At 66.9% G+C, this 16746-nt stretch carries 14 protein-coding genes; all 14 read right to left on the bottom strand.

Annotation, left to right across the window (positions count from 1 at the left end):
* Window positions 1-47: 47 nt before the first annotated feature.
* Window positions 48-1748 carry an urease subunit alpha gene (gene ureC / locus RTW82_RS06510; RefSeq protein WP_184492219.1) on the bottom strand — a complete coding sequence of 567 codons (1701 nt, stop codon included), beginning with the start codon at window positions 1746-1748 and terminating at the stop codon, window positions 48-50.
* 100 nt (window positions 1749-1848) lie between these two features.
* Window positions 1849-2154: an urease subunit beta gene (locus RTW82_RS06505; RefSeq protein ID WP_021222397.1), complete on the bottom strand. Its 306-nt coding sequence runs from the start codon at window positions 2152-2154 to the stop codon at window positions 1849-1851.
* A 5-nt stretch (window positions 2155-2159) separates the two neighbouring features.
* Window positions 2160-2660 carry a GNAT family N-acetyltransferase gene (locus RTW82_RS06500; RefSeq protein ID WP_031288895.1) on the bottom strand — a complete coding sequence of 167 codons (501 nt, stop codon included), beginning with the start codon at window positions 2658-2660 and terminating at the stop codon, window positions 2160-2162.
* A gap of 8 nt (window positions 2661-2668) precedes the next feature.
* Window positions 2669-2971, bottom strand: coding sequence for an urease subunit gamma (gene ureA / locus RTW82_RS06495; RefSeq protein ID WP_021222395.1), 303 nt, complete (start codon window positions 2969-2971; stop codon window positions 2669-2671).
* The gene (locus tag RTW82_RS06490) at window positions 2971-3804 is read right to left on the bottom strand and encodes an urease accessory protein UreD (RefSeq protein WP_316924597.1); all 834 of its coding nucleotides are present in this window, start codon (window positions 3802-3804) and stop codon (window positions 2971-2973) included. The genes ureA and RTW82_RS06490 overlap by 1 nt, the downstream gene beginning before the upstream one ends.
* A gap of 91 nt (window positions 3805-3895) precedes the next feature.
* On the bottom strand, window positions 3896-4594 hold the full coding sequence (gene urtE / locus RTW82_RS06485) for an urea ABC transporter ATP-binding subunit UrtE (RefSeq protein ID WP_316924596.1): 699 nt from the start codon (window positions 4592-4594) through the stop codon (window positions 3896-3898).
* A gap of 103 nt (window positions 4595-4697) precedes the next feature.
* Window positions 4698-5558 carry an urea ABC transporter ATP-binding protein UrtD gene (gene urtD, locus RTW82_RS06480; RefSeq protein WP_316924595.1) on the bottom strand — a complete coding sequence of 287 codons (861 nt, stop codon included), beginning with the start codon at window positions 5556-5558 and terminating at the stop codon, window positions 4698-4700.
* Window positions 5555-6634 carry an urea ABC transporter permease subunit UrtC gene (gene urtC / locus RTW82_RS06475; protein WP_316924594.1) on the bottom strand — a complete coding sequence of 360 codons (1080 nt, stop codon included), beginning with the start codon at window positions 6632-6634 and terminating at the stop codon, window positions 5555-5557. The genes urtD and urtC overlap by 4 nt, the downstream gene beginning before the upstream one ends.
* Window positions 6634-8202, bottom strand: a complete 1569-nt coding sequence (gene urtB / locus RTW82_RS06470; protein WP_316924593.1) for an urea ABC transporter permease subunit UrtB — start codon at window positions 8200-8202, stop codon at window positions 6634-6636. The genes urtC and urtB overlap by 1 nt, the downstream gene beginning before the upstream one ends.
* A gap of 98 nt (window positions 8203-8300) precedes the next feature.
* A complete protein-coding gene (gene urtA / locus RTW82_RS06465; RefSeq protein ID WP_021222389.1) occupies window positions 8301-9566 on the bottom strand; it encodes an urea ABC transporter substrate-binding protein in 1266 nt (421 codons plus the stop codon).
* Window positions 9567-9800: 234 nt separating this feature from the next.
* On the bottom strand, window positions 9801-10397 hold the full coding sequence (locus RTW82_RS06460) for a MarC family protein (RefSeq protein ID WP_263404214.1): 597 nt from the start codon (window positions 10395-10397) through the stop codon (window positions 9801-9803).
* 413 nt (window positions 10398-10810) lie between these two features.
* Window positions 10811-13600 carry a response regulator gene (locus tag RTW82_RS06455; protein ID WP_316924592.1) on the bottom strand — a complete coding sequence of 930 codons (2790 nt, stop codon included), beginning with the start codon at window positions 13598-13600 and terminating at the stop codon, window positions 10811-10813.
* Window positions 13601-13714: 114 nt separating this feature from the next.
* Window positions 13715-15004, bottom strand: coding sequence for a phosphoribosylamine--glycine ligase (purD, locus tag RTW82_RS06450; RefSeq protein ID WP_316924591.1), 1290 nt, complete (start codon window positions 15002-15004; stop codon window positions 13715-13717).
* 90 nt (window positions 15005-15094) lie between these two features.
* On the bottom strand, window positions 15095-16702 hold the full coding sequence (gene purH, locus RTW82_RS06445; protein WP_316924590.1) for a bifunctional phosphoribosylaminoimidazolecarboxamide formyltransferase/IMP cyclohydrolase: 1608 nt from the start codon (window positions 16700-16702) through the stop codon (window positions 15095-15097).
* Between the last annotated feature and the right edge of the window lie 44 nt (window positions 16703-16746).

Genomic DNA, 16746 nt, shown 5'->3' with positions numbered 1-16746 from the left:
CCCGCGAAGCCCAACTACGCGATGCCGGGCCGCAGGCAGGGGCGTGCTCAGAACAGGAAATACCGCTGCGCCATCGGCAGCACCTCGGCGGGTTCGCACCAGAGCAGCTGGCCGTCGGCTTTCACCTGGTAGGTTTGCGGGTCCACGTCGATGTCCGGGGTGTAGTCGTTGTGGATCAGGTCCTTCTTCTGCACGGTGCGGCAGCCCTTGACCACTGCGATGCGTTTCTTCAGGCCGAGCTGCTCGGGCACGCCAGCCTCCAGCGCGGCCTGGCTGATGAAGGTCAGGCTGGTGGCGTGGCGGCTGCCGGCGTAGCTGGCGAACATCGGGCGGTAGTGCACCGGTTGCGGGGTGGGGATCGAGGCGTTGGCGTCGCCCATCAGGCTGGCGGCGATGGCCCCGCCCTTGAGGATCAGCGTCGGCTTCACGCCGAAGAAGGCCGGGCGCCAGAGCACCAGGTCGGCCCACTTGCCCACTTCGATGGAGCCCACTTCATGGCTGATGCCGTGGGTGATGGCCGGATTGATGGTGTACTTGGCGATGTAGCGCTTGACCCGGAAGTTGCTGTTGCCGGCACCGTCGCCGTCCAGCGGGCCGCGCTGCTTGTGCATCTTGTCGGCGGTCTGCCAGGTGCGGGTGATCACCTCGCCCACACGGCCCATGGCCTGGCTGTCGGAGCTGATCATCGAGAACGCGCCGAGGTCGTGGAGGATATCCTCGGCGGCGATGGTCTCGCGGCGGATGCGGCTTTCGGCGAAGGCCACGTCCTCGGCGATGCTCGGGTCCAGGTGGTGGCAGACCATGAGCATGTCCAGGTGCTCGTCGATGGTGTTGCGGGTGAAGGGCCGCGTCGGGTTGGTGGAGCTGGGCAGCACGTTGGCGAAGCCGCAGGCCTTGATGATGTCCGGCGCGTGGCCGCCCCCCGCACCTTCGGTGTGGTAGGTGTGGATGGTGCGGCCCTTGAAGGCGCCCAGGGTGGTTTCGACGAAGCCGGATTCGTTGAGGGTGTCGGTGTGGATCGCCACCTGCACGTCGTACTGGTCGGCCACGCTCAGGCAGTTGTCGATGGCGGCCGGGGTGGTGCCCCAATCCTCGTGCAGCTTGAGGCCGATGGCGCCGGCCCTGACCTGCTCGATCAGCGGTTCCGGCAGCGAGGCGTTGCCCTTGCCGGTGAAGCCGATGTTCATCGGGAAGGCGTCGGCGGCCTGGAGCATGCGCGCCATGTGCCAGGGGCCCGAGGTGCAGGTGGTGGCGTTGGTGCCGGTGGCCGGGCCGGTGCCGCCACCGATCATGGTGGTGACGCCGCTCATGAGCGCCTCTTCGATCTGTTGCGGGCAGATGAAGTGGATATGGGTGTCGATGCCGCCGGCGGTGAGGATCATGCCCTCGCCGGCGATCACCTCGGTGCTGGCGCCGATGGCGATGGTGACGTCGGGCTGGATGTCCGGGTTGCCGGCCTTGCCGATGGCCGCGATGCGCCCGTCCTTGAGGCCGACGTCAGCCTTGACGATGCCCCAGTGGTCGATGATCAGCGCGTTGGTGATCAGCGTGTCGACCACCTCGGCCGCCAGCAGCTGGCCCTGGCCCATGCCGTCGCGGATCACCTTGCCGCCGCCGAACTTCACTTCCTCGCCATAGGTGGTGAAGTCCTTCTCGACCTCGATCCACAGCTCGGTGTCGGCCAGGCGCACCTTGTCGCCGACGGTGGGGCCGAACATGTCGGAATATGCCTTTCTGCTGATTTTCATATCTCGGTTCCCGAATAGCTGGAAGCTTGAAGCCAGAAGCTGGAAGCATCAGCCGGCGCGGTCCGCTTCCAGCTTCGAGCTTCCGGCTTTCAGCGCCCTATCAAAGATCGCCCATCACCCTTCCGGCAAAGCCGAACACCCGGCGCAGGCCGGCGAGGTCCACCAGTTCCACCTCGCGGCTCTGGCCCGGCTCGAAGCGCACGGCGGTGCCGGCCGGGATGTTCAGGCGCATGCCGCGGGCGGCGGCGCGGTCGAAGGCGAGGGCGTCGTTGGTTTCGAAGAAGTGGTAGTGCGAGCCGACCTGGATCGGCCGGTCGCCGGTGTTGGCCACGCTCAGGGTCAGGGTGCGGCGGCCGGCGTTGAGTTCGATCTCGCCGTCCTGGATCTGGTATTCGCCGGGAATCATGGAAGTCACTCCAGGATGAGTTGCATGAAGGTGAGGTCCAGCCAGCGGCCGAACTTGCGACCGACCTGGGGCATCTGGCCGGTGATGGCGAAGCCGAGGCGCTGGTGCAGGCGGATGGAGGCGGTGTTCTCGGATTCGATGGCCCCCACCATCACATGCAGCCCGGCTGATCGGGCGCGTTCGATCAGTGCCTGCATCAGCTGCGGCCCGAGGCCCTTGCCGCGCTGATCGGCACGCACGTAGACCGAGTGCTCGACGGTGTGCTTGTAGCCGTCATGGGGCCGCCAGGCGCCATAGCTGGCATAGCCGACCACCTCGCCGGCAGCGTCACGCGCTACCAGCACCGGGAAGCCGGCGCCGCTGCGTTCGGCCAGCCAGGCACGGCGGTTGGCCAGGTCCACCAGGTTTTCGTTCCAGATCGCCGTGGTGTGCTCCACGGCGGCGTTGTAGATGGCCAGGATGCCGGGCAGGTCGGCTTCGCTGGCGTCACGGATCTCGTTGTTCATCGCGGTCATCACACAATCGGCTGGTGCACGGTCACCAGCTTGGTGCCGTCGGGAAAGGTGGCTTCGATCTGGATCTCCGGGATCATCTCCGGCACGCCTTCCATCACCTGGTCGCGGGCCAGCAGCGTGGTGCCGAAATGCATCAGCTCGGCCACGGTGCGGCCGTCGCGGGCGCCTTCGAGCAGGGCGGCGGAGATGTAGGCCATGGCTTCCGGGTAGTTGAGCTTCACACCACGGGCCAGGCGCCGCTCGGCGACCAGGCCGGCGGTGAAGATCAGCAGCTTGTCTTTCTCTCTTGGGGTGAGGTCCATCAGGTACTCCAGATTCGTGGCGGCACGGCGTCGCGGCCGAGCAGGGCAGGGCGCAACAGGCGCCAGAGGTCGATCAGCCAGGCGCGCGCGTGCAGGGCTTCGCTGGCCAGGCAGCGGGCCACCAGCAGGCCGGGCAGTTGGGTCAGGTCGCCGCGCACCGCCGAGGGCAGTTCGCGGCAGCGTTCCAGCAGCTCCGGGTCGAGCTGGCCGGTGGCGATCAGGGTGGCGAACACCGGTTGCCCGGCGAGGCCGATGGGCGAGTCGAGCAGGCCGTCGTCGCCGCTGATGCGCTGGCGCTCGTGCCACAGCGCGCGGCCGTCGCGGCGGATGTCCAGCTGTGCCTGGAAGTGGCCGCTGGCGAAGTGCTCGCCGGCGGCGGGGCGGCCGAGGGCGACCACGTCCCAGTAGAACAGCCGGGCGTCGGCGGCCAGGTCGATGCGGGTGCTCAACTCGGCCTGGGCGCCGGAGAAGACGATGGTTTCCTGGGGCAGCCACTCCAGGGTGGCGCCGGCCTCGACGCGCAGGGCGAGCGCCTGGAAGGCCGGGCCCCGGGCGCGGTACCACTTGGCCGCGCCGGGGCTGGTGAGTTGCGCCCAGGCGCCGTCGCCTACCTGGGCGGTGATGTCCAGGCGGTCGCCGCCGGCGATGCCGCCAGGCGGGTGCACGATGATGTGCTGGCACACCTCGGGGCCTTCGGCATGGAGGTGCTTTTGCACCCTCAGGGGGCCGAGGTGGCGGCGAAGCACCGGAATGGTGCGTTCGTCCCGGCGGGCGTAGCCCAGCTCCAGCTCGGCGTGCCAGCTCGGCGTGAACAGGGCTGCGGGCAGGTTCATGGCTGTGGAGGCATCCGCAAAATAGTTGACCGACCGGGCAAAGCAAGAGGCGTGCCCTGAACCCATTCGGTGCACGGGGCCGGGCCTGGGGTCAGATCGTCACCAGGCCGCGCACGCCTTCGGCTTCCATGTTTTCCCCGCGCCCCTGCTGGATGATTTCGCCCCGGCTCATCACCAGGTACTGGTCGGCCAACTCGGCGGCGAAGTCGTAGAACTGCTCCACCAGCAGGATGGCCATGTCGCCGCGCTCGGCCAGTTTGCGGATCACCGCGCCGATCTCCTTGATCACCGAGGGCTGGATGCCTTCGGTGGGCTCGTCGAGGATCAGCAGGCGCGGCCGGCTGGCCAGGGCGCGGCCGATGGCCAGTTGTTGCTGCTGGCCGCCGGAGAGGTCGCCGCCGCGGCGGTGCTTCATCTCCCGCAGCACCGGGAACAGCTCGTAGATGAACTCGGGCACCGCCTTGGCTTCCTTGGCGCTGAAGCGGGAGAGGCCCATGAGCAGGTTCTCCTCCACCGTCAGGCGCGGGAAGATCTCGCGGCCCTGGGGCACGTAGGCGATGCCGGCGTGCACGCGCTGGTGCGGCTTGGAGCCGGTGATCGGCTTGCCCTCCCAGTTCACCGCGCCTTTCTTCGCGGGGATCAGGCCCATCAGGCATTTCAGCAACGTGGTCTTGCCCACGCCGTTGCGCCCGAGCAGGCAGGTGACCTCGCCAACCTTCACCTCGAACGACAGGCCGCGGAGGATGTGGCTGCCGCCGTAGTATTGATGCAGCTGTTTCACTTGAAGCATGTCTAGTCCTCGGTGGAGGAGCTGGAAGCTCGAAGCCGGAAGCTGGAAGAAAAAGCGCATCGGAGCGGCTCTTGCTTCCAGCTTCAAGCTTCCGGCTTTCAGCTCAACGTCCCAAATAAACCTCGATCACCTGTTCATTCGCCTGCACGTCCGCCAACGAGCCCTCGGCCAACACATGCCCCTGATGCAGCACGGTGACGTGGTCGGCTATGCTGCCGACGAAGCCCATGTCGTGCTCCACCACCATCAGCGAGTGCTTGCCGGCCAGGCCCTTGAACAGCTCGGCGGTGAATTCGGTTTCGGCGTCGGTCATGCCCGCCACCGGTTCGTCGAGCAGCAGCAGTTGCGGGTCTTGCATCAGCAGCATGCCGATCTCCAGGAACTGCTTCTGGCCGTGGGACAGGAGGCCCGCCGGGCGGCGTCGCGAGTCCTGCAGGCGGATGGTGGCGAGTACCTCGTCGATGCGGTCCTTCTGCTCGTCGGAGAGTTTGGCGCGCAGGCTGGCCCACACCGATTTGTCGGTCTTCTGCGCCAGCTCCAGGTTTTCGAACACCGTCAGCGCTTCGAACACCGTGGGCTTCTGGAACTTGCGGCCGATGCCGGCCTGGGCGATCTGCACCTCGCTCATGCGGGTCAGGTCCAGGGTCTCGCCGAACCAGGCGCTGCCGGTGGTGGGGCGGGTCTTGCCGGTGATCACGTCCATCAGCGTGGTCTTGCCCGCGCCGTTGGGGCCGATGATGCAGCGCAACTCGCCGACGCCGATGTACAGGTTGAGGTCGTTGAGCGCCTTGAAGCCATCGAAGCTGACGCTGATGTCTTCCAGCGTGAGGATGGTGCCGTGGCGGGTGTTCAGGCCCTTGCCGGCGCTCTGGCCGAGGCCGAGGGCGTCGCGGCCGGTGCCGGCGTCGCTGTTGGGGTCGTAGGCGGGTTCGAGCATGAGTTCGGGTACCGGGGTCGCTCTCATTGGTCCTTCTCCTTGCGCAGCAGGCCGAACAGGCCCTTGGGCAGGAACAGGGTGACGACGATGAACAGGGCGCCGAGGAAGAACAGCCAGTATTCCGGGAAGGCCACGGTGAACCAGCTCTTCATGCCGTTGACCAGGCCGGCGCCCAGCAGCGGGCCGATGAGCGAGCCGCGCCCGCCCAGGGCCACCCAGACGGCAGCCTCGATGGAGTTGGTCGGCGACATCTCGCTGGGGTTGATGATGCCCACCTGGGGCACGTACAGCGCGCCGGCCAGGCCGCAGAGCACGGCCGATAGCACCCAGATGAACAGCTTGTAGCCGCGCGGGTCGTAGCCGCAGAACATCAGGCGGTTCTCGGCGTCGCGCAGGGCGGTGAGCACCCGGCCGAACTTACTCTTCGACAGGCGCCAGCCCAGCAGCAGGGCACTCACCAGCAGCGCCACCGTGGCCAGGAACAGCACGGCGCGGGTGCCCGGCGCGGTGATGTCGAAACCGAGGATGCGCTTGAAGTCGGTGAAGCCGTTGTTGCCGCCGAAGCCGGTCTCGTTGCGGAAGAACAGCAGCATGCCGGCGAAGGTCAGGGCCTGGGTCATGATCGAGAAGTACACGCCCTTGATCCGCGAGCGGAAGGCGAAGAAACCGAACACCAGGGCCAGCAGGCCGGGGGCGAGCACCACCAGGCACAGCGACCAGAGGAAGCTGGAGGTGCCGGTCCAGTACCAGGGCAGTTCGCTCCAGGCGAGGAAGCTCATGAAGGCCGGCAGGCCGTCACCGGCGCTCTGGCGCATCAGGTACATGCCCATGGCATAGCCGCCGAGGGCGAAGAACAGCCCGTGGCCCAGGGACAGCAGCCCGGCGTAGCCCCAGACCAGGTCCAGGGCCAGGGCGACGATGGCGTAGCAGAGGATCTTGCCCACCAGGGTGAGGGTGTAGGCGGAGACCTGCAGCGGGTTGTCGGCTGGCAGCAGGTGCAGCAGCGGCAGGGCGACGAGCACCGCCAGCACCAGGGCGCCGACACCGAGGGTGACTTTGGGGCCGGCCTTCTGCGCGGCGGTGAGGGTCAGGGGCTGGTTCATCAGTCGATCACCCGTCCTTTCAATGCGAAGAGGCCCTGGGGGCGTTTCTGGATGAAGAGAATGATCAGCGCGAGGATCAGGATCTTGCCCAGCACGGCGCCGATCTGTGGTTCGAGGATCTTGTTCGCCACGCCCAGGCCGAAGGCCGCCATCACGCTGCCGGCCAGCTGGCCGACGCCACCGAGCACCACCACCAGGAAGGAGTCGATGATGTAGCCCTGGCCGAGGTCGGGCCCGACGTTGCCGATCTGCGACAGGGCCACGCCGCCGAGCCCGGCGATGCCGGAGCCGAGGCCGAAGGCGAGCATGTCGACGCGGCCGGTGGGTACGCCGCAGCAGGCAGCCATGTTGCGGTTCTGGGTGACGGCGCGGACGTTGAGGCCCAGGCGCGTGCGGTTCAGCAGCAGCCAGGTCAGCGCCACCACGAACAGGGCGAAGCCGATGATGACGATGCGGTTGTACGGCAGCACCAGGTTGGGCAGCACCTGGATGCCGCCGGAGAGCCAGGCCGGGTTGGCCACCTCGACGTTCTGCGCACCGAACACCACGCGCACCAGCTGGATCAGCATCAGGCTGATACCCCAGGTGGCGAGCAGGGTTTCCAGGGGGCGGCCATAGAGGTGGCGGATCACCGTGCGCTCCAGGGCCATGCCGATGGCGGCGGTGACGAAGAAGGCCACCGGCAGCGCCACCAGCGGGTAGAGGGCGAGCAGCTCCGGCGCCAGGCGCTGGAACATCAGCTGCACGATGTAGGTGGAGTAGGCGCCGAGCATCAGCATCTCGCCGTGGGCCATGTTGATCACCCCGAGCAGGCCGAAGGTGATGGCCAGGCCGAGGGCGGCGAGCAGCAGGATGGAGCCCAGGGACAGGCCGCTGAAGGCCTGGCCGAGCACTTCGCCCAGCGCCAGCCGGCGCTTGACCTGGGCCAGGCTGGTTTCGGCGGCGGTGCGCACCGCGGCGTCGGTTTCCACTGCTGGGTCGAGCAGCGCCTCGAGGCGGGTGCGGGCCAGCGGGTCGCCGGTTTCGCCCAGCAGGCGCACGGCGTTGAGGCGGATGGCCGGGTCGGGGTCGACCAGCTGCAGGTTGGCCAGGGCCAGGCCGATGGCGTCACGCACGGCACTGTCTTCCTCGGCGACCATGCGCTGGTTGAGCAGCGGCAGTTGTGCGGGCTTGGCACTCTTCTGCAGCTGGCGGGCGGCGTCCAGGCGCGCGGCGGGTTCGGCGGCGAGTAACTCGTGGCTGGCCTGGGCGGTGATCAGCAGGCCGCGCAGGCGGTTGTTCAGGCGCAGCTTCTTCGGCGTGGCGGCGGGGGCGGCGTCGCCCTCGGCGGCCAGCCAGGTGCCGTCCTGTTCGAAGTAGGCCAGCTTGGCGTCGACGGCAAAGCGGTTCTGTTGCAGGGCATCGAGCAGGGGCTGGCGCGCGGCGTCGGGCTCGGCGGCCCAGTGTTCCAGCAGCTTGGCCTGCTGGCCCGGGTTGGCGGCAGCGAAGTCGTTGGCGTCACCGGCCTGGGCCGCCAGGGGCAGCAACAGGGCCAGGGACAGGAGGATTCGGAAAAGGCAGGTGGGCATGGAGGGGAGGCTCCGTTATCGGCGGGGACCGGAAGCTGGAAGCTAGAAGCTGGAAGTGAGGTACTTCCGGCTTCCGGCTCTCGGCTAAGACTTCCGGCTTAGTTCTTCACCGCATAGTCCGGCTTCTTGTCGTTGCCGGGGATGAAGGGGCTCCACGGCTGGGCGCGCAGCGGGCCTTCGGTCTGCCAGACCACGGAGAACTGACCGTCTTCCTGAACCTCGCCGATCATCACCGGCTTGTGCAGGTGGTGGTTGGTCTTGTCCATGGTCAGGGTGTAGCCGGAGGGCGCGGCGAAGGTCTGGCCGCCCATGGCTTCACGGACCTTGTCGACGTCGGTGGTGCCGGCCTTCTCGACCGCCTGGGCCCACATGTGGATGCCGACGTAGGTGGCTTCCATGGGGTCGTTGGTCACGGCGGTGCTGTAGTTGGGCAGGTTCTTGGCCTTGGCGTAGGCCTTCCAGTCGGTGACGAACTTGCTGTTCACCGGGTTATCCACGGACTCGAAGTAGTTCCAGGCGGCCAGCTGGCCCACCAGCGGCTTGGTGTCGATGCCGCGCAGTTCTTCCTCGCCCACGGAGAAGGCCACCACCGGGATGTCGGTGGCCTCGATGCCCTGGTTGGCCAGCTCCTTGTAGAAGGGCACGTTGGAGTCGCCGTTGACGGTGGAGATCACCGCAGTCTTCCCGCCGGCGGAGAACTTCTTGATGTTGGCGACGATGGTCTGGTAATCGCTGTGGCCGAAGGGGGTGTAGACCTCTTCGATGTCCTTGTCCGCCACGCCCTTGCTGTGCAGGAAGCTGCGCAGGATCTTGTTGGTGGTACGCGGGTAGACGTAGTCGGTGCCCAGCAGGAAGTAGCGCTTGGCGGCGCCGCCGTCTTCGCTCATCAGGTATTCCACCGCCGGGATGGCCTGCTGGTTCGGCGCTGCGCCGGTGTAGAAGACGTTGGGCGAGAGCTCTTCACCCTCGTACTGCACGGGGTAGAACAGCAGGCCGTTGAGCTCCTCGAACACCGGCAGGACGGACTTGCGCGACACCGAGGTCCAGCAGCCGAAGACTACGTCCACCTTGTCCTTGGTCAGCAGCTGGCGGGCCTTCTCGGCGAACAGCGGCCAGTTGGAGGCGGGGTCGACCACCACGGGTTCCAGCTTCTTGCCGTTGATGCCGCCCTTGGCGTTGATCTCGTCGATGGTCATGAGCGCCATGTCCTTGAGCGAGGTCTCGGAGATGGCCATGGTGCCGGACAGCGAATGCAGGATGCCGACCTTGATGGTCTCGGCGGCCTGCAGGGTGAAGGGGAACAGGCCGGTCAGTACCAGGGCGCTGGCGGCGAGGGTGGATTTCAGGAAGGGACGGCGTTTCATGTAAAGCCTCCTTGGCTGTCCATGCAATGACAGTGGGATGGGACCGAAATGGGGTCATCAGTACGGTCATCTGTACTGCTGTCAGTGCATTGGCAGCATCCGTGCCAACGGCGCTAAAGGCTTGATTTAGAGGGCTTTGCGGGATTCTTAGCAGGATTTCGGGAAAATCGCCGCGCTCCATTGCGGTGCGCGGCGACAAGCTGAACGGTCGGTCAGGTCACGGGGTGCACGCTTTCAGGGCGCCAGGTAGTTCTTCACCCCGGTGAAGATGATCTGGGCCGCGAGGGCGCAGACGAACAGGCCCATCAGGCGGCTGACGATCTGCAGGCCCTGCTCGCCGAGGATGCGTTCAATGCGGTTGGAGAGGTAGAGCACCACGCCGACGGTGACGCTGGCGAGGGCGATGGCGGCCAGGGCGGTGAGCTTGTCGTTCCAGTGGTGGTGCCCGGCGCCCATCACCAGCATGGCGCCGATGGTGCCGGGGCCGACGGTGAGGGGAATGGTCAGCGGCACGATGGTGACGTCCTGCTGCACGTTGTCCGACTGCACCGCCGGCTTGCCCTGGGCCATGCCGAGGGCGGAGATGAACAGCACGCTGCCGGCGCCGATGCGGAAGGCGTCGATGGTGATGCCGAAGACGTTGAAGATGCTCTGGCCGAACAGGTACAGCAGCACGCTGGCCACGAGGGTGCCGAGGGCGACCTTCCAGGCCAGGCGCTTGCGCTCCTTGACCGTGTAGCCGCGGGTCAGGCCGATGAAGCAGGAAAGGACGAAGAAGGGGCTGTAGAGCACCAGCATCTTCAGGTACAGGCTGAACATCATGGAGAGCATCGGACGGGCTCGTGATGGAGAGTGTTGTGAGTGTAGGAGCAGCCGAGGGTTGCGCCCGTTGATCCGGGTCGCCCTGGCGGCGGGTCATCATACGCGCGCGCGCGTAGATGGGCGTAGGGCTGGCGCAGGTGGTCGTGGGTGGATTTCGGTGAAGGCCGGGTGGTCGGGGTGGGCGTAGGGTGGGCTTCAGCCCACCGCTCTCCCGGAGCCAGGCACATTGGTATGCCAGACCCGACCCCGCTTGGTGGATGAAAAGAGCGTCATCCACCCTACATAGCGGTCATGTCCGCGCGCGGGCGTGAGGCCTTCGTAGGGGCGACTTCAGTCGCCAAGCGGTGCGCAGCGCCGCCGCTCTTGTAGGAGCGAATTCATTCGCGATGGGAATCCCGGGCTGAAGCCCGGGCTACGGGGGATCAGGAATGCAGGGCGTCGTCGGGTTCGTGCTGGCGGCGCATTTCCTTTTCCGCGACCCAGTGCTCGATCAGCTCGCGCAGCTGGGAGAGCTCGACGGGCTTGGCCATGTGGCCGTCCATGCCGGCCTGGCGGGCGCGTTCCTTGTGCTCGGTGAGGATGTGCGCGGTGAGGGCCACCACCGGGGTGCGCGGGCGCTGCTCTTCGCTTTCCCAGTTGCGCAGCATCTCGGTAGCGGAGAAGCCGTCGAGCACCGGCATTTCGCAGTCCATCAGCACCAGGTCGTACTGCTGGTTCTTCATCGCGCTGAGGGCTTCCTCGCCGTTGCTGGCGGTGTCCGGCTGCAGGTTGAGCTTGCTGAGCATGCCGCGGATGACCTTGGTGGAGATGCTGTTGTCCTCGGCCACCAGGATGCGGAAGTCGTTGGGCACGTTGAGCGGGGTGCTGACCTGGGAGCCGGGCAGGGCCGCCGCGCCACCGGCGGCGCGCTGGTTGAGCTCGTCGGCGAGGGTGGTCTTGAGGGTGTAGCCGGCCACCGGCTTGGCGAGGATGCGCTTGATGCCGGCGTTGCGGGCGATGATCTTGCTCGGCGCGTTGCTGATGCCGGTGAGCATGATGATCAGGATGTCGTGGTTGAGGCTCGGGTCTTCCTTGATCTTGGCGGCCAACTGCATGCCGGTCATGCCGGGCATGTCCTGGTCCAGCAGCACCACGTCGAAGTATTCGCGCAGGTGCGCCTTGGTGCGCAGCAGGGCCAGGGCCTCCTTGCCGGAGGGCACGGCGCTGACCTGCAGGCCCCAGGCGCTGCACTGCTGCATCAGCACCTTGCGGCAGGTGTCGTTGTCGTCCACCACCAGCAGGCGCGCGCCCTGCAGGGGGCCGTCGAAGTCGGAGGCGGGTTGCTCCAGGCGTTCGCTTTCCAGGGGCAGGGTCAGCCACAGGGTGCTGCCCTGGTTGCCGCCGGTCTGCACGCCGAACTCGCCGTCCATCAGGCGCACCAGCTGGCGGGCGATGATCAGGCCCAGGCGGCCACCGAGCTTGGTGGCGGAGAGGAAGTCCTTGCTGTGCAGCTCGGCGTTGAGCAGGGCGTCGCGCTCGGCGGCTTCCAGGGGGCGGCCGCTGTCCTGCACGGCGATGCGCAGGCGCGGTTCGTTGCCGCTGGTGTCCAGGGCCACCACCAGGAGGATCTCGCCTTCGTCGGTCTGCTTGAAGGCGTTGTCCAGCAGGCTCAGCAGGGCCTGGCGCAGGCGCGTCGGGTCGCCGCTGATGACGCGCGGCACCTGGGGCTGCATGAAGCTGATGAGCTCGACCTTCTGCTGCTCGGCCTTGGCACGGAAGATGTCCAGGCAATCGTCGATCAGGGCGTTGAGGTCGAACTGCACGTCATCCAGCTCGATCTGCCCGGATTCCAGCTTGGAGATGTCGAGGATTTCGTTGATCAGGGTGAGCAGCTCGTTGCCGGAGCTGTGGATGGTCTGCACGTAGTCGCGTTGCTTGGCCGACAGCGGGGTGCCGAGCAGCAGCTCGGTCATGCCCAGCACGCCGTTCATGGGGGTGCGGATCTCGTGGCTGATCTTGGCCAGGAACTCGCCCTTGGCCTTGAGCTCGGCGGAGCTGGCCGCCGCTTCACGGCTGACGCTGAAATCGTCGAGGAGGATGCGCCGCTGGCGTTCGCTCATGGCGATGCTCATCAGCACGCCGCTGATGGCGGTGACCGCCAGCAGGCCGAAGGCCAGCCAGTCGGACTGCACCGACCAGTAGCCGAACAGCGCCGGCAGGGCGCTGATGAAGGCGACGGTGTAGACCAGCAGCGCCAGGGTGAACATGCGCGCCGGGCGGTAGCCGCGCCGCCAGTGGTGCAGCGAGACGAAGAGGATGCTCACGCCGGTGAGCGCCGCCATGGCGTAGACCAGCTGGTTGAACATCAGGTCGGTGGCGATCATCAGCAGCATGCCGATGACGCCGATGAGCACGATCTCGCCGACGAGCACGCCATTGAGCGGGGTGCTGGGGCAGACCTTGCGGAAGAAGCTGGCGGTGAAGAACAGCGCGCAGAGCATGGCCAGCAGCATCGACAGGTTGGCGATCTGCGGTTGCGCGCTCTGCCAGCTGTGCAGCCAGGGTGCGCTGATGCCCAGCAGGCTGAGGGCGGTACCCACCAGGCACAGCTGGGTGGCGGCCAGCCACAGGCCGCTGGTGGCGCGGGCGTAGCCGAAACGCAGGAGGTTGTGCACCACCAGCATCAGCAGGCTGCCGATGAGCACGCCGAAGAGCAGTGGGCGGCTGTCGTCGGCGGCCATGCTCACGGCCGATTGCAGGGACACGGTGGGGCGCAGGGCGTGTTCGGAGGAGAGCCGCAGGTAGAGCTCCAGCGGCTCGCTGCGCATGGGCAGCGGCAGGAGGAAGTCCCGGCTGGGCAGCGGGCGGTCGCTGAAGGGCAGGCGGCTGCCGGTGCGGGTGTGGTCGATGAGCTCATCGCCACGGATCACATAGAGGTCGAGGAACGACAGGTAGGGCGCGAAGACCCGCAGCAGCTGTTCGTGATCGCCGGGGGGCAATTGGTAGTGCAGCCAGAGGGCGCTGTTGCCACCGGGGGTGTAGAGGCGTTCGAGGTCGACGGGGGTGAATTGCGAGGCGGACTGCTGGGCGCGGATGTCTTCGAGCTGCAGGCTGGCGGTGGGATCGAGCAGCATGCTCCAGTGCGCGCTATCCCTGGCTTGCGCCGATGGCAGGCAGAGCAGGGTCAGCAGCAGGCTGACGCTAAGACCGATGGCAATCCTGAGCCGGCGCACGGGCGAAGTCCCTTCGTGAGTGAGTGGCCGGATTATAGCCAAGCACCGGCCGGTGGAATATGACAAAGGCGGCCATATGGCCGCCTCTTCTGCAGGTTTACCGGTTTTTTACCTTCAACCTTCGCCGCGTTCGCGGGCGATGGCGCGGTAACCGATATCGGTGCGGTAGAAGCAGCCGTTCCAGCTGATCTTCTTCGCCAGGCGGTAGGCCTGCTGCTGGGCTTCGTGGACGCTCGGGCCGATGGCCGTGGCGCAGAGCACGCGGCCGCCGGCGGTGACCACCTGGCCATCCTTCAGCGCGGTGCCGGCGTGGAACACCTTGCCGTCCAGTTCGGCGGCGTCGGCCAGGCCTGAGATCACGTCACCCTTGGCGTAGTCGCCCGGGTAGCCGCCTGCGGCCAGTACCACGCCCACGGTGGGACGCGGGTCCCAGGTGGCTTCGACCTTGTCCAGGGCCTTGGCCAGGGCGGCTTCCACCAGCAGGACCAGGGACGACTCCAGGCGCACCATGATGGGCTGGGTTTCCGGGTCGCCGAAGCGGCAGTTGAACTCGATGACCTTGGGCGCGCCGGCCTTGTCGATCATCAGGCCGGCGTAGAGGAAGCCGGTGTAGACGTTGCCTTCCTCGGCCATGCCGCGGACGGTGGGGTAGATCACCTCGTCCATCACGCGCTGGTGCACGTCGGCGGTCACCACCGGTGCCGGGGAGTAGGCGCCCATGCCGCCGGTGTTGGGGCCGCTGTCGGCATCGCCAACGCGCTTGTGGTCCTGGCTGGTGGCCATGGGCAGCACGTTCTTGCCGTCGACCATGACGATGAAGCTGGCTTCCTCGCCGTCGAGGAACTCCTCGATCACCACGCGGGCACCGGCGTCGCCGAAGGCGTTGCCGGAGAGCATGTCACGCACGGCGTCCTCGGCTTCGGCCAGGGTCATGGCGACGATCACGCCCTTGCCGGCGGCCAGGCCGTCGGCCTTGACCACGATCGGTGCGCCTTTCTCGCGCAGGTAGGCCAGGGCCGGCTCGACTTCGGTGAAGTTCTGGTAGTCGGCGGTGGGGATCTTGTGGCGCGCCAGGAAGTCCTTGGTGAAGGCCTTGGAGCCTTCCAGCTGCGCGGCGCCGGCGGTGGGGCCGAAGATGTCCAGGCCGCGGGAGCGGAACAGGTCCACCACGCCCTTCACCAGGGGGGCCTCGGGCCCGACGATGGTCAGCTGCACATTCTGGGCGGCGAAGTCGGCCAGTTGTTCGATGGCCAGTACGTCGATGACGACGTTCTCGCACTTGGTTTCGGTGGCGGTGCCAGCGTTGCCCGGGGCCACGAAGACCTTGGCGACGCGGGAATCCTGGGCCACTTTCCAGGCCAGGGCGTGTTCACGACCGCCGCTGCCGATGATCAATACGTTCATATTCGATGCTCTCATCTGAAGAGCTGGAAGCTGGAAGCTGGAAGCTGGAAGCGCGCGGGCTTCAGGCTTCCAGCTTCGGGCTTCGAGCTATTAGTGCCTGAAATGACGCATGCCGGTGAAGACCATCGCAATACCCGCCTCGTCGGCGGCGGCGATGACTTCGTTGTCACGCATGGAACCACCCGGCTGGATCACCGCGGTGATGCCGGCCTTGGCGGCGTTGTCGATGCCGTCGCGGAAGGGGAAGAAGGCGTCCGAGGCCATGACCGCGCCTTTGACTTCCAGGCCCGCGTGCTCGGCCTTGATGGCGGCGATGCGGGCGGAGTTGACGCGGCTCATCTGGCCGGCGCCGACGCCGACGGTCTGGCGGTTCTTGGCGTAGACGATGGCGTTGGACTTGACGAATTTGGCCACTTTCCAGGCGAAGATCAGGTCGTGCACTTCCTGCTCGCTGGGTGCGCGCTGGGTGACGATCTTCAGGTCGTCGGCGGAGATCATGCCGATGTCACGGCTCTGCACCAGCAGACCGCCGTTGACGCGCTTGAAGTCCCAGCCCGGGGCGCGGTCCTTCGGCCACTCGCCGCATTCCAGCAGGCGCACGTTGGCTTTGGCGGCGACCACGGCGCGGGCTTCGGCGGAGACCTTGGGCGCGATGATCACTTCGACGAACTGGCGCTCGACGATGGCCTTGGCGGTTTCGGCATCCAGCTCGCGGTTGAAGGCGATGATGCCGCCGAAAGCGGATTCGGTGTCGGTGGCGTAGGCCAGGTCGTAGGCCTTGCGGATGCCGCCTTCGTCTTCCGGGACCACGGACACGCCGCAGGGGTTGGCGTGCTTGACGATGACGCAGGCCGGCTTGACGAAGCTCTTCACGCATTCCAGCGCGGCGTCGGTGTCGGCCACGTTGTTGAACGACAGCTCCTTGCCCTGCAGTTGCACGGCGGTGGAGATGCTCGCCTCGCCCTTCTTCGCTTCGACGTAGAAGGCCGCGCTCTGGTGCGGGTTCTCGCCGTAGCGCATTTCCTGCGCCTTGACGAACTGGCTGTTGAAGGTACGCGGGAAGGCGCTGCGCGCTTCGGTGGACAGGCTGTCGCGGGCCTGGTCGATGGTGCCCAGGTAGTTGGCGATCATGCCGTCGTAGGCACTGGTGTGCTCGAAGGCCTTGAGGGCCAGGTCGAAGCGCTGGGCGTAGGTCAGGCCGCCGGCCTTGAGGCCTTCGAGGACGCTGGCGTAGTCGCCGGCGTTGACCACGATGGCGACGTCCTTGTGGTTCTTGGCGGCGCTGCGGACCATGGTCGGGCCGCCGATGTCGATGTTCTCGATGGCGTCGGCTAGGTCGCAATCAGGCTTGGCGACGGTGGCTTCGAAGGGGTACAGGTTGACCGCGACCAGGTCGATCGGCTTGATCCCGTGCTGCTCCATGACCGCGCCGTCGAGCGCGCGACGGCCGAGGATGCCGCCGTGGATCTTCGGGTGCAGGGTCTTCACCCGGCCGTCCATCATTTCCGGGAAGCCGGTGTAGTCGGCGACTTCCACCGCGGCGATGCCGTTGTCCCGCAGCAGCTTGTAGGTGCCGCCGGTGGAGAGGATCTCGACGTTGAGGGCGACGAGTTCGCGGGCGAATTCGAGGATGCCGGTCTTGTCGGAGACGCTGATCAGTGCGCGGCGAACGGGGAGGCGGGTGGTCTGGTCGGTCATCTGAAGGCCATCGTGCAGGGGGATGTCAGTGGAGGAGCCGGAAG

The sequence above is a fragment of the Pseudomonas sp. zfem005 genome (assembly GCF_032621735.1).
Taxonomy (GTDB): Bacteria; Pseudomonadota; Gammaproteobacteria; order Pseudomonadales; family Pseudomonadaceae; genus Metapseudomonas; species Metapseudomonas solani.
The sequence above is the reverse complement of the archived record's forward strand: the minus strand, read 5'-3'. Positions and strand labels throughout refer to the sequence as shown.